Source organism: Catellatospora methionotrophica (assembly GCF_011297335.1).
GTDB lineage: Bacteria > Actinomycetota > Actinomycetes > Mycobacteriales > Micromonosporaceae > Catellatospora > Catellatospora methionotrophica.
Genome location: NZ_JAAOTJ010000002.1, coordinates 688,696 through 701,997, shown reverse-complemented (window position 1 = coordinate 701,997; position 13,302 = coordinate 688,696). Strand labels below are relative to the sequence as shown.

General features: G+C 70.0%; 8 protein-coding genes. 3 read left to right on the top strand and 5 right to left on the bottom strand.

Annotated features, from left to right (window positions below):
* Positions 1–102 precede the first annotated feature (102 nt).
* The 4 genes from HAV40_RS10390 to HAV40_RS10375 form a co-directional block, all read right to left on the bottom strand.
* Positions 103–1,299 carry a serine hydrolase domain-containing protein gene (locus tag HAV40_RS10390; RefSeq protein WP_166380644.1) on the bottom strand — a complete coding sequence of 399 codons (1,197 nt, stop codon included), beginning with the start codon at positions 1,297–1,299 and terminating at the stop codon, positions 103–105.
* Positions 1,300–1,381: 82 nt separating this feature from the next.
* Complete coding sequence (locus HAV40_RS10385) at positions 1,382–1,837, bottom strand: hypothetical protein (protein ID WP_166380643.1); 456 nt, start codon at positions 1,835–1,837, stop codon at positions 1,382–1,384.
* Positions 1,838–2,206: 369 nt separating this feature from the next.
* Complete coding sequence (locus HAV40_RS10380) at positions 2,207–3,589, bottom strand: hypothetical protein (RefSeq protein ID WP_166380642.1); 1,383 nt, start codon at positions 3,587–3,589, stop codon at positions 2,207–2,209.
* Positions 3,590–3,735: 146 nt separating this feature from the next.
* Positions 3,736–4,122: a RidA family protein gene (locus tag HAV40_RS10375; protein WP_166380641.1), complete on the bottom strand. Its 387-nt coding sequence runs from the start codon at positions 4,120–4,122 to the stop codon at positions 3,736–3,738.
* Between the two features lie 131 nt (positions 4,123–4,253).
* On the opposite strand from HAV40_RS10375, the gene HAV40_RS10370 reads away from it, so the two are divergent.
* The 3 genes from HAV40_RS10370 (at position 4,254) to HAV40_RS10360 (ending at position 7,218) form a co-directional block, all read left to right on the top strand.
* The gene (locus tag HAV40_RS10370; protein ID WP_166380640.1) at positions 4,254–4,994 is read left to right on the top strand and encodes a hypothetical protein; all 741 of its coding nucleotides are present in this window, start codon (positions 4,254–4,256) and stop codon (positions 4,992–4,994) included.
* 162 nt (positions 4,995–5,156) lie between these two features.
* Positions 5,157–6,305: a glycosyltransferase family 4 protein gene (locus HAV40_RS10365; RefSeq protein ID WP_239085658.1), complete on the top strand. Its 1,149-nt coding sequence runs from the start codon at positions 5,157–5,159 to the stop codon at positions 6,303–6,305.
* Positions 6,306–6,555: 250 nt separating this feature from the next.
* The gene (locus HAV40_RS10360) at positions 6,556–7,218 is read left to right on the top strand and encodes a response regulator (protein ID WP_203670853.1); all 663 of its coding nucleotides are present in this window, start codon (positions 6,556–6,558) and stop codon (positions 7,216–7,218) included.
* 68 nt (positions 7,219–7,286) lie between these two features.
* On the opposite strand, the gene HAV40_RS10355 is transcribed toward HAV40_RS10360, so the two are convergent.
* Positions 7,287–13,301, bottom strand: coding sequence for an RHS repeat-associated core domain-containing protein (locus tag HAV40_RS10355; protein ID WP_166380639.1), 6,015 nt, complete (start codon positions 13,299–13,301; stop codon positions 7,287–7,289).
* Between the last annotated feature and the right edge of the window lies 1 nt (position 13,302).

Here is a 13,302-nt window from a genome sequence, read left to right as displayed (position 1 = left end):
TGCCGCCGAGAAGCACAACCGCGATCGTCAACCCAGCTCACCACTGGCAGCCGGAGCGCAGACGAGGTCGGACACGAAATCCGAGGTGACCGTCAGGTGTGCTCAATCGGCCGACGTGAACGCCAGACGGAGGAACTCGTCGCGGGCACCATTGAAGAGGAAGTCCGAGGTCTGACTCAGTGCGATCGCGATGAGGCCGCGGTCCGGATCGGTGTACCAGGTGGTGCCGTAACCGCCGTCCCAGCCGTAGCGTCCCGGCGTCGCGCTGACCTCGTCGGGTGCGACGGCGACGGCCATGCCGTAACCCCAACCCTGCCCGCCCAGCAGCATACCGGCGGTAGCGATCTGCTGCGGGGTGAGCCGGTTCGTGGTCATCCGCGCCACCGACTCCGCCGACAGCAGCCGCCGTCCGCCGGACACGCCGCCGGCCAGCAGCAGGCGAGCGAAGGCCAGCAGATCGTCCGCGCTGGTCAGAAGCCCGCCGGCGCCGGACGGGAAGGCCGGTGGGCGGGTCCAGTCCGCAGCCGGCGTCGCGGTGTGCTGCCGCAGCCCGCCGCCGTCCTCGCCGGTGTGGTAGTGCCCGGGCAGGCGGGCGGCGTTGGCCGCAGCGGTCCAGAAGCCGGTGTCGGCCATGGCCAGTGGTGCGAACAGCCGCGCGTGGAGCACCTCGCCCAGCGGCCTGCCCGCCGCCCGGGCAACCAGCACGCCGAGCACCAGCGAGCCCGCGTTGTACTGCCAGCGTTCGCCGGGCTGGTACATCAGCGGCAGCGTCGCGAAAATCTTGATCCACTCGTCGGGCGGGTACGGCGTGCGCGGATCGGGCGCCGCCAGCACCAGCCGCAGCTCCTGCGAGGCCTGCACGATCGGGTACGGCGGGTTGTACTCCGGCTCGGTGATGACGCCGAAGCCCATCCGGAACGTGAGCAGATCCTCCACGGTAACCGGTCGGCGCACAGGCACGGTCTGCTCGATCGGGCCGTCCAGCCGGGCCAGCACCCGGCGTCCGGCCAGCTCCGGCAGCAGCCGGTCGACGGGCTCGGCGAGGTCGAGCACGCCGTCGTCCACCAGCATCATGGTGACCGCGGCCAGCATCGGCTTGGTGAGCGAACCGGCCCGGAACAGCGTGTCGCGCGACATCGGGGTCGCGCCGTCGACGTCGTGCGTGCCGATGACGTCCACCTGCACCTGATCGTCGCGGGCCAGCAGCGTGACCAGGCCGGGCAGTTCACCGCGGCCGACCCGGGCCGCCATGGCCTCGTGCAGCCGATGCATCCCGGACGGGGACAGTGCGTCGCTCATCACCTCAGCCTGCCTCTTTTCGGGCGTACGCGCATGCCTGCCGTCATCGATACCGCATCCTGACCGCACCGCGCGGGCCAGCTCATCTGGGCCTGCCACGCTGGCCCGACACGGGTGAGCCCGCGCCACTTGAACCAGGGAGGACTACGGGCTGCGCAGGGAGCTGCTCCGCACCGAGTCCACGCAGCCGCTCCCAGGACAGCAGAGCCAAGGAGACACCGAAGTACGCAGTGACAAGTGACGGAAGAGGGATCACCTCCGAACTGGTGCGGCTACCTGAGGACGGCCAGAACAGCAGGGAGACGAACGGAGCCGCCAAGAACACTCCCCAAGCCGCCCTCGCCCACAGCGGCAAACGCCGCAAAGGTCGCGCCAACGCGAAGCCGGCACGCTCACCGGGCGCCGCGACAAACAGCGTGTAGAACGCCCCCACCACCACAATGAGAAACGAACTTAGCAGCGCCATCGAGACCGACCAGACCAACAGCACCTCGACCAGCGCGTGAACCGCCAGGGCCAGCCCGGCCACCACTGTCATCTTTGCTCTGTTCCGTAGCGTCACGGCACCCACCGTAGAAGCTGATCATCACCGCAGACACCACCCATCCGGGCAGCTGTCACGTCTGTAGCGTTGACCGTCGCCATGATCGAGGAACACCCGACGCATCGACGTGCCACCCGGTGTCATGATGCGGCACCGGCGCTCTCACCGCAGCTTCGGGCCCAGGTCAGCACGGCGGTGTCGGCGAGGGACCCGAACACGGCGTCGACGTCGGCACGACATCGGGCAGGGACGGCACTGCGATGACGTACAGGCCTGCCACGCGGGCCGAGGTGACTGGGCGGCCACCTCCAGGGTGCCGCCGATACGATGGCCCAGCCGACGCCGACCGGAACGGCGGAAGCATCATCCCTGCACACAGGCTTCGGAGCGGCTGAGCCCGGCGCAGGCTGACTCCCGTACCCGGGGCGGCAACGCATTGTCGGCCGCGATACGGCAGAGCGCCTCCCTGGCGCGGGGAACGGTGTCGTGCCACCGCAGCATCGCTACGGCCGGCCCCGCGGCCACGCCATGGTGCGCGTACCGCTCGGCGAGTTCCATCGCCCACGGGGTGATACCGACGGGGCAGTCGACGTGCATGCCGAGCCAGGTGAAGACCTCGCCCGCGATCCAGGAGCTGATCCACGCCACCCACCGCCGGGCGAACAGCTGCGCCAGCTCACCCTCCGGGTCCGGCGGACTGCCGGGTATGCCCAGCAGCGCGCACTCCCGCAACGCCTCGGTCATGCGCTCGCGGGTCACCTGCCGCGCGTACGGCATCAGACGGGACATGACCGATCGGACTTCGAGCCACGCGGGCGGCTCCTCGTCCTCGCCTCCTTCCCATGAGGGGGCAGGGGCGGGTTCCGAGACCGGTTCGGCGGGCAGGCACGCTTCCAGAACCGCTCGTGCGCGAGCGATGTTCTCGTCGGTCTCCGGCAGACCCGACGGCCACTGGAAGCCGGACGCCCACGCGTAGGGCAGCTCTCGGACAGCGGGAGGCAGCAAAGGTTCCTCGCCGTGCGCCTGTTCCCGTCCGCGGCTCTCGTAGCCCCGCCGCCGTATGGCGATGAGCCACTCCCGTGCCCACGCGCGATGGTGTGCGCTCACCCCGGCGTCCTGCACCACGCGCAGCAGAGCCTGCTCGCCGTGGGGCGCGCCGAGGGCATGGAGCAGGTTCACCGCCTCTTGAGCAGACAGGTCGGCGCGGACGCAGCGCTCGGCCACCGCCGCGATGCTCCGCTGGTCTTGCGGCTCCTGCTTCAACCACCACAGCACGTCATGGACCCAGAGCGACAGAACGGAGCGGGCCCATGTCGCGAGGATCCCGTCCGTCTGCTCCTCGATCCACCAGTCCGGCAATGACCCGGCTGCGTTCTCCGCCCATGCGCGAAGTACATCGATGATGCCTTCTCGGGTGAGCAGGTCGGCTGTCGGCATCGCCTGCGCGAGCCGGTGCGCGCATTCCGCCCGGAACCGGTCGTAAAGTTCCCGAGATTCGTCGCTCCGGCCGCCGGGCGACGCCGGCCGCATCTCTGACAATGCTGCGGCCAGTGCATCCAGGGCTGCCTGCTCATTCGCTGCGGTGTGCGGGAGCTCTTCCAGTGTCCGCTTCCGCTTCGGGGTCAGGTCGTTCCACGGCGAAGGCAGTTCGCGCACAGCCCACGGCAGAAGATGGTGTGCGATCACTTTCCCAGCCACCCCGTTCCCTTGCGTCATCGGCCGGGAACCCAGGAACACCCAGGTCACGCATGGTGGTCGCCGAATCATTCAACACGTGCACGGGAGGGTCGGTTTCGTCGGCTCGTGCTGCGTACTCCACTCCCGCACAGCCGGCGCCTTCCGCGGCGGAGTTGCTGCAAGGTCCGGCGAGCACACCCGCGCAGGCGATCACGTCATACCGTCTGGCGGGTGTACGCGGTCATCCGGATCGACACCAGGACACCGGGCAGTTCGACACCGAGTTTGGCGACGTAGCGTGTTGGTGGCGTGCCGGGGAACCAGGTCGCGTACTCCTCGTTCATACCGGCGAAGTCGTCCGGCCTGGCCAGCAGCACGCCCACCTCGACGATGTCATCCCAGGCCGCACCGGCTGCCCGCAGGACGGCGCGGCAGTTGGCCAGGGCCTGCCGGGTCTGCTCCTGAATCGTCGCTCCGGCCAGCGCGCCGGTGGCGACGTCGATGCCGACCAGGCCTGACACGTAAACCATGTCACCTGCCTTCACGGCCTGGCTGTACAACGGCGAGCTGGGGGCTTCGGCCGTACTGACGATCTCGCGCATGCATCGCTCCAAGGTCGAACCGCCCAGGTCACCCCGGTGCGGCAGGTGGTCGAATCGAGTATGAGCGATCCGGAGAAGCGAGGGGATCCGAGTTCTCGGCAGTGCTGCCGGCACCGGCATAAGGTGCCGGTATGGAACGAGCACCAGGACGCGAGGACACGATCACGCTGTGGCGGGCTGCGACGCAGGCGGAACATGACGTCCTGGCGGCGACAGGCTGGAAGGCCTGGCCGGCGTCCACGCCGGGCCGAGGCTTCGACGCATACGCCGAACGCAGGTCGGCCGAACGCATCGCACAGTCACTGGCCGCGACGGGCGGGGTCGGCTACGTCACCTCGTTCGATGTGCAGTCCGCTTTCGTCGACCACTGTCTGCAGTACCGGCGTGGAGACGAAGGCGGTATCGGTTACGGCCTACCGGAGGCGGAGATCCCTGGCCTCAACGAGCACACCGTAGGCGCTGTCATCGAACAGGCCGACTATCGTGCGGCCCTGGGCAGCCACGAGTTCGCCAGCGGTCACGCTCAGGCCCTGCCCGCATCGTGGCGCGGATACCTGCAACGCCCGGCATGGTTCAGGCGCGGCTGGCTGCCTCGTGGCCGCTACCTCTGGCTCTACACACCACGTGAAGGAGTCGAACTGGCCGACGCGTGGGGCGAAGACAGCGTCGAGCTACACCCAGGCATCGCGATCATCGGCGGGGACGGCTCGCGCGAACACCTCGCCGTGGACCTCCGCCACGATGATCCACCCGTTGTGCTCGTCGATGCCTTCGGCAGCGAGGGCTGGGAAGATGCAATCGAACAGACCCCCAGCGTGACGCATTTGATCGACCTGCTGGATGCCGGCACCTTCGATTTCACCTGGGAGTAGGTCACCGCTGACACCAGCCCACACACCGGCCAGGCCATCCTTGCCGGAACGGGTTGGGTGCCATGACACCGAACGGCCGAGCATCAGGACGTCGGCGAGGTTGCGGGCAATATCACTCTCGGTATCGGTGAAGCGGGCGCCCCGCATGGGTATGTCATTGCCATGACTACCGCCCCCGTGCGCATAACCACCCCTGCGATCGACATACCGGCGTTCTCGGGCGCGGACGACGCGAACAGCCGACCACTCAAGATCGTGATGGTGGCGCCGCCGTACTTCGACATCCCGCCCTCGGGCTACGGCGGCATCGAAACGGTGCTGGCCAGCCTCAGCGACTCGCTGGTGGCACTCGGCCACCAGGTGACGCTGGTCGCCGCCGGACGCAACGGCACCCGGGCTGCGTTCCGCGGAGTGTGGAAGGACACCGTCGCGCACCGGCTCGGCGAACCCGGACCTGAGATCATCTACGCGGCGCAGGCGCGCCGCGTGGTCGAGGAGCTCATCGTCGACGGCGCTGTCGACGTGGTTCACGACCACACGTTCGCCGGGCCGCTCAACGCTCCGGCGTACGCCCGGCTCGGCGTGCCCACCGTGGCGACCGTGCACGGTCCGGTCGACGGCGAGCTGCGCGAGTACTACCAGGCGTTGGGTTCCGATCTGCCGCTGATCGCGATCAGCGCGCGGCAGCGTCAGCTCGCACCGGAGCTGAACTGGATCGACACGGTGTACAACGGGCTCGACCCTGCCGAGTGGCCGTTCCAGCTGGAGAAGGGCGATTACGCGCTTTTCCTGGGCCGGTTCAGCCCGGACAAGGGTGCCCACACCGCGGTGCTGGCCGCGCAGGAGGCCGGGCTGCCGATCATCCTCGCCGGGAAGATCAACGAGGAGCCGGAGCGGCGTTACTTCGCCGAGCAGGTCGAGCCGTTGCTTGGCCCGAACGACCGGTTCGTCGGGCCGGCCGACGCACGGCTCAAGCGGGAACTGTTCGCCGGGGCCCGCTGCCTGCTGTTCCCGATCCAGTGGGAGGAGCCGTTCGGCATGGTCATGATCGAGGCGATGGTGTGCGGCACGCCGGTCGTCGCGCTGCGCGCCGGTGCGGTGCCCGAGGTGGTCCGGCACGGGGTCAGCGGCCTGATCTGCGACGATCCCCGCGAGCTTGCTGGGGCGCTGCGCGAGGTGACGCGGCTCAGCCCGGCCGACTGCCGTGCCCATGTCGTACGCACCTTCAGCGCCACCCGCACGGCGCAGGGCTACACCCGCGCGTACCGTCACGCCCTGAACTCGTTCCGGGCATCGGAGTACGCACTGTAGGCGCGGGCCAGAACGTGGCGGCCGACAGGCGCGTCGACGATCGGCACCTGATGGACCTTCGGGCATCAGGTGCCGTATCGCGTGGGCAGCGGTCGCCCCACAGGGGACCTGGCATGCCCACTAGCCAGCGTCCTTATTCGCCTTTTGCCCTGCTGTGCGCGGAGTTCGGATTCGTTCAATACGTGTAGGTTCCTTGCTGACCCCTGCTCTGCGCAAGCCTCAGGACGGTACACGAAAGGGCGGGCATGGCGTGATCGAAGTGAACGTCGTCGACGACCAGGTCCTGATCCGGGCCGGGCTGGTCGCGCTGCTGCGCGCCGCACCGGGCGTCGAGGTGGTCGGTGAGGCCGGCAGCGGCGAGGAGGCCGTCGCCGTGGCGCTGGCGACACGGCCCGATGTCATCCTGATGGACATCAGGATGCCCGGCCTGGACGGCATCGCGGCCACGCGGCGGATCCTGGCCGAGGCCGGGGATACACCACCGAAAGTGATCGTGCTGACCACCTACGACTTCGACGAGTACGTCTACCATGCGCTGCGGGTCGGCGCGAGCGGTTTCCTTCTCAAGGACACGCCACCGGATCGGCTGCTGTCAGCGGTGAACGTGGTCGCCGCCGGGGACATGCTGTTCGCGCCGTCGGTGACCCGACGGCTGATCGAGGCGTACGGGTCGACGGTGTCGGAACAGGTGCCACCGGTGGAACTGGACGGGTTGACCGCCCGCGAACGCGAGGTGCTGCAACTGGTCGGCCGGGGTCTGTCCAACGCCGACATCGCCGCGGAGCTCGTCATCACGGAGGCGACCGCGAAGACACACCTCAACCGGGTGATGACCAAGCTCGGTCTGATCAACCGGGCGCAGGCAGTCGTGCTCGCCTACGAGACCGGCCTGGTCACTCCGCGCAGCCGCTGAACCGTCGCCGGATGCGCAGCTGGTGGACGGTTCCGGATCTTCCGGAACCGTCCACCCGCCGTCGGCGGTCAGCGCCGCAGCATGCCTAATGGATCGCCTGGCTTCCGGGGTTTATCTTCCTTCTCCGCTTTAGCACCTTTTGAAGTGAACTCGTCCCACATTCGGTGGCCGACGAGAATGACGACGAGGATCGCGAGGGCAACTCCGACGATGATGCCGCCGATGATGCAGGCCGCTGTGCCGAGGCCGGTCATGCAGAACCCGGCTACGAAGGGGGCGAGGGTCATGCCGAACAGGATGAAGAGCGCCGCGAGATATTCGACCATCATGGGGCACCAGGCCACTGCCTCCTTGCACTTCTCGACTATGCCGCGGAAGAACTGCCGGTAGTCCTTCCCTGTCGGGCGCCAGGGGAAGTCGGGCTGGAAGTCAGGGATCTTGAAGCAGGCCAGCGGGTTGTAGTTGCCGCAGGCTATGCCTGCGGTGGCCGGTTGCGGCGCGGTGCCGCGGACCTGGCTCTGCCGGTCGCCGATCCGATCCTTGACCGCGCACCAGCCGGTGCAGGCATGCGAGGGGCCGACCGCCGGGGTGTGGTGGCCGCTGCTGCCGGATGCCCCGTTACCCGAGCCGCTGCCCGAAGATCCGTTGCCGGAGTGGCCACTTCCCGACGACCCGCTGCCTGGTCCGTTGATGGTGCCCGATCCCGTGTCGGTGTTGGAGCCGCCGCAGCCGGGATCGCCGCCGTGGCGGGCGTACTGCCACGTCCCGCCGCCGCCGCAGGGTGCCATGCCGGTGGCGTCGGACAGGGTCACCGGGTTGTTGTTGGCGTAGCTGTAGCCCTGCATCTGCTGCGGGTCGTCGAGCAGCAGCGGGTCGGCGGAGATGAACCTGCCGATCCCGGGGTCGTACTCGCGGGCCCCGAGATGGGTCAGGCCGGTGGCGGCGTCGCGGGTGCCGCCGACGAACGTCTTGTCGTCGAGCCAGGTGCCCGTGGGGGTGCCCCGAGCCGCGCCGAACGGCGTGAACCGGCGCTGGGTCAGGGCCTGGGTGGAGGCGTCGATGGACAACTGGGCGGTGTTCTGGTGGTCGGCGGTGCGCAGCTGCACCCCGCTGCTGGTGCGTACGGCGACGGTCTTGCCGCCGTGGGTGTAGTAGCGGGTCCCGCTGGCTGCGGTGGCCCCGCCTGCGGACAGGTGCAGTTCCATGCCCGGCAGGTACAGCGTGGTGCCCGTGGCGTCGCGGCGCACCAGCCTGGTCCCGGCGGCGTCGTAGATGTAGTCGGTGGTCTTGGTTCCTTCGGTGACCTTCGTCAGTGCGCCGCCGGCGTCCCAGGTGAGGGTGGAGGCGGTGGCGCCGATGGTGCGGGTGGTGGTGTTGCCTGCGGCGTCGTAGCCGAAGACGTCCTGGCGGGTGCCTGCCGCGCCGGTCTGGGTGACCCGGTCGAGGCGGTGGCCGGTGTTGGCGTAGGAGCGGATGGTGTCGGCCTGCCCGCCGGTGCCGTGCAGGGTCTCGGCGGTGCGGTTGCCCGCCACGTCGTAGCCGAAGCTCTGCCAGTAGGGCGCCGGTCCGCCGAGCGCGGCCGACGACGGTGCCGCCGCGCAGGTGGCGGCGCCCTGCGACCAGGCCTCGGTGAGGCGCTGGGCATAGTCGTAGGCCAGGCACTGGTTGTCGGTGCCGGAGCGGGACACGTCCAGGATCGACCTGATGTTGCCGCCGGCGTCGTAGCGGTAGGTCAGGTCCTGGTCGACGCCGCTGACGTCCTGGCGGTCAGTACGCGAGGTCGCCAGCCGCTGGGTGCCGTACTGCCAGGTCAGCGTCTGCCAGGCTTTCTTCGCGCCGGTGCTCAGCTCGTACTGCAGCGGCTGGCCGGTCGGCGAGTACTTGGTGTCGGTGACATAGGAGCCCAGGTTGCCGGTGAGGCGGGTCGGCCGGGCGAGGTCGTCGTAGGTCGTCACGACGGTCTCGGCCGGCAGGCCGCCCGCCTCGGGGAAGCTGGTCGAGCGTACGGTGCCGTCGAAGTTGTAGGCGGTGCCGAACGTGTAGGTGTCCTCCAGCGCGCCGAGCGCGTCGGGCACGGTGATCGACGACTGGATGGGCCGGTTGTTGTTGTCGTAGGCGACGACGCTGTTGACGTACGCCTTGCCGTCGACGTAGCGGGTGGTCGAGGTCAGCTGACCGCGGCGCACGGTGTCGTACAGGTAGGAGGTGCGCAGCGGGCCGGACGGCGAACCTTCGCGGATAGAGGTCGCCCGGCCGAGGGCGTCGTAGCCGAGGACGAGTTTCTGGCCACGGGCGTCGGTGGACTCGGTCAGCTGGTCGAGTACGTCGTAGGCCATCGTGGTGGTGCCCCGGTCGGGGTCGACCCGGGTGCGCTGGCGTCCGCGCAGGTCATGGGCGAACGTCCACACGGCGCCGTCCGCACCAGTGATCTTGCTGATGCGGTCGGCGAGGTCGTACTCGTAGCGGGTCGCGTCGTAGGTCCCCGTCGGTGCCGAGCCGCGGTACTCGCGCAGCTCGGTGCGACGGCCGCGGGCGTCGGTGTCGGTCCGGGTGGGGCGCTGGCCCTCGGGCGGGTCGACGGCCGTCCAGCCGCCGCCGTACGTGGTCGTGGTGCGCCACTGCTCCTGGCTGTCGTTGTTGCCGGCGAGCAGGCGTTCGACGGTGACCCGGTTGAGGCCGTCGTAGGAGTAGGCGTGCTGGGTCTCGACCGGGGGCGGCAGGGTGTCGTCGGGCAGGTCCGTGGCGGGTGCGCCGTCGGCGGCGTACGGCTCGTACGTGCGGGCGAGGTTGCCGCGGCTGTCGTAGAGGCTGTCGCTGATGAGCCGGCTGCCACCGGGCCCGGGGACCTGCTTCTGCCTGCTGCGCAGCAGGCCGTCGAACAGTTCGTGGCTGACCCGCTGCCCGCCGCCGTTGGCGGTCAGCGTCCTGGTGGTGATCGCGACGATCTTGTTTTCGGTGAACTGGTAGGCGTACTCCAGGTCGGGTCGCGGTGCGCCGGCACGGCCGGGCAGCCAGACCTTGCCGAGCCGCCCCAGCGCGTCACGGGTCGCGGTCGTGGTCTGCCCGCCTGCGTCGGTGCCGCCCAGCACCAGACCCCACGCCGGGTCCAGGGTGCGCACCTGGCTGTGCGCGCCGCCGGGCACGGCCGGGCCGGTCACGGTCATCGCCGTGGTCAGCCCGGACGTGTCGTCGGCGTACGACGCGGTCATGATGTTGCCGGCCGCGTCGGTGACCGTCGCGGGCCGGCCGTAGGCGTCGTAGCCGGTGCGGGTCGTGGCGACGTAGGCGGCGGTGGTGCCGTCGTGGGTGCTGACCTCCTCCTGGCGGGTGACGTCGCCCCTGGTCGGGGTCGCGCCGAACGAGCCGCCGTCGAACCAGGCACGGGTGTCGGCGATGAGCTGCCGGGACCGGTCTGGGGTGCTCGCGCAGCGCACCGCCACGGTCTCGGCCCGCGAGCGCCGGTCCAGCAGCCACGTCGCGGTGTTGGCGAGGTAGGTGAGCCGGGTGCAGCGGTCGTCGGTGGCGGTGCCGGTGTCGCCCTGGTCGTCGATCTGCGTCGGCAGGCCGGTGCGGGTGTCGAAGCTCTGGTCGACGCGGGTCTGCCGCCAGTTGCCGCCGTCCATCGCCGTCCAGGTCCGCGCTGTCGCGGTGCCGGTCAGGTTCGCCGTCGTCGTGCCCCACGAGCGGGTACGCGACGCGGTCTGCTGCCGCCAGGGCGTGTTGACGGTCTTGGTGTGCACGGTGCCGGACGGGCCGGTGTAGGTGGTGTGTTTGAGCAGGTGCCCGGCCAGCGCCGCGTGGTCGGGGTGGCTGGTGCCCTCGCCGTCGGCGACGGTGACGGTCTTGACGCCGCCGGTGGGGTTGAGCCGGTCGCCGTCCATGCCCCGCAGGTACAGGTAGTCGTCGCGGGTCAGCGGGTCGTTGACGCCGCCGGTGGTGACCCGGACCAGGCCGTAGCCGCGCCACTGCGACCAGGTCTTCTGTCCGATGCGGGCCAGGCCGTCGTCGTCGTCGAAGTGCCAGGCCGCGCCTTCGGGATAGTCGTAGGTGGTGACCATGTCCGGGGAGCGGGCGGTGCGGTCGGAGACGATGACCTGCTTGACGACGTACTTGTGGAACCAGTCGAGGATCGGCGCGGTCCGGCCCGGCGGCTGCCAGTAGGTCGGGAAGCAGCGGCGGGTGTTGGTCTCCGGGGTCGGCAGGCCGGCCTGGGTGCAGTCGGCGGTGGAGTAGGTGACGTCGAGCTGCCCGCCGGACTCGTCATAGATCGCGCCGAGCCGGTACTTGATGAACGGGCGGATGTCGTCGCCGATCCGGTCGACCCGGTTGGGGGCCTGGACGTGGTTGAACGTCACCGGCGGCAGCGTCAACGCGGGGGTGGCGGCCTTGCCGGTCTGCTGGATCGAACCCAGCAGCAGGGAGCTGTCGGTGTCGGCGTCGGCCCACAGGTGCGTCAGGTTCCACGTGTCGACGTCACGGTAGCCGCCGTCGGGCTTCCTGATCTGCGTGTTCACGGCGGTCAGGCGCTTGCGGCTCCAGAACGTCGGGGAGATCTTGCCCGCGCCGGTGCACGACGACGTGCAGTTCTGGTCCCAGGGCACGTCACGCCACCGGTCCGGGCTCATGCCGATCTTCGCCGGGTCGCAGTCGAAGCCGGTGTCGGCCAGGCAGCGTTCGCTCGCGTCGAACACGACCCGGGCCGGGGCCGGTGCGAACAGGTCACTGGTACGCAGCCCGTACTCGATCCGTTCGAGCTGCCCGCCGCGCACGTACGCGACATCGGCGCTGGCGCTGACGTTGCGGCCGTACAGGTTCGTCTCCGTGGTGTACCGGTAGGTCATCGCGTTGCCGTGGGTGTCAACGACGTAGTCGAGGTTCCACCGCCACACCTGCTGGCACCATGACGAGCCGAAACCGGACGCGTCGTAGCAGGGTTCGCCGCTGTTGTTGCCGAACACCGGCACGGTCCAGGCCGCGTTCGTCTGCGCCTTGCCCGCCGACCAGCCGGGCAGCCGGTGACGGCCGAAGAAGTACTGCGTGCCGTCGACGGTCGTCGCCTTCCAGTACTCCCCATCGTTGTCGCCGTTGCCGGTGGCGGTGTCGGTCAGCCGCTCGAACCGGGTGCCGTCGTCGCCGCGCAGCCGCCACGTGCCGTCGGCGGCGCGGATCAGCTCGCCGCCCTTGCCACCCCAGGCGACGGTCGCGTTGTCGTACGCCCAGCACAGGTCCCCGGGTTTGACCCCGTTGACGGCCGGTGCCCCGTCGTCGGCGCAGGACTTGTAGCTGCGCTCGATGTAGCCGACGGACAGGTCGAAACCCTCCCCGACCCAGGACGTCTGGTTGTTGGTGCCCGAGGTGCGTCCGTCGATCGACGATGAGGAGTACGAGATCGCCAGGTCGGGGTCGAGTTCACCGCGGGTCGGCGGGACCCGCATCGGATACGACCAGGTGAAGTCGCCGGAGCTGCCGCCGGCCGCCCAGGTCGCCGACGGGGCGAGCGGTGTCGCCCGGTAGTCGCCCTGGTCGCTGGCGGTGCCGGCGACGGCCGCGAGCACCGTGACCCCGGCGGTGCCCAGGTCGGCGGTCAGCGCGGACGCTTGCCCGTCGTGGACCGCCGGAACCGGCGTCGTGGTGCGGCATGCCGCCAGCTGGGGGGTGTCCAGCACGCAGGCGGGCAGCCGCACCAGCCGCAGCCGGGCGCCGTACGAGCCGCCGTACGCTTGGGCGAACCGGGCGTAGTCGACCCGGACCCGGGTCGCCGCCTTCGCGTCGACGGTGAACAGCACCCCGTCGACCGCGGCACGCGTCGCGGCGTCGCGTTCGCGGACCTTGACGACGGCCGCGCCGGACGCGGTGATCGCGGTGCCTTTCGGCCAGGCGGCCTGCGGCGCGCGGGTGCTGGCGGCCGGGTCGAACCTACGTGCCCGGACCCCGGCCGGGCGGCCGACAGCGGCCGGCGACGAGCCGGCGACCTCGGGCCGGCCGGTGCTGAGATCCTCGGCTCGGGCCGGGGTGGCCACGAGCATGGTGGCGATCAGGTTGGCGACGACCGCCAGGGACAACCGCGAAGTTGCGGTGCGCATC

Bases quoted from the DNA above. Each gene is read 5' to 3' on its own strand.
- HAV40_RS10355 (WP_166380639.1), bottom strand. From the start codon at position 13,301: ATGCGCACCGCAACTTCGCGGTTGTCCCTGGCGGTCGTCGCCAACCTG.
- HAV40_RS10390 (WP_166380644.1), bottom strand. From the start codon at position 1,299: ATGAGCGACGCACTGTCCCCGTCCGGGATGCATCGGCTGCACGAGGCC.
- HAV40_RS10370 (WP_166380640.1), top strand. From the start codon at position 4,254: ATGGAACGAGCACCAGGACGCGAGGACACGATCACGCTGTGGCGGGCT.
- HAV40_RS10365 (WP_239085658.1), top strand. From the start codon at position 5,157: ATGACTACCGCCCCCGTGCGCATAACCACCCCTGCGATCGACATACCG.
- HAV40_RS10375 (WP_166380641.1), bottom strand. From the start codon at position 4,122: ATGCGCGAGATCGTCAGTACGGCCGAAGCCCCCAGCTCGCCGTTGTAC.
- HAV40_RS10385 (WP_166380643.1), bottom strand. From the start codon at position 1,837: ATGACAGTGGTGGCCGGGCTGGCCCTGGCGGTTCACGCGCTGGTCGAG.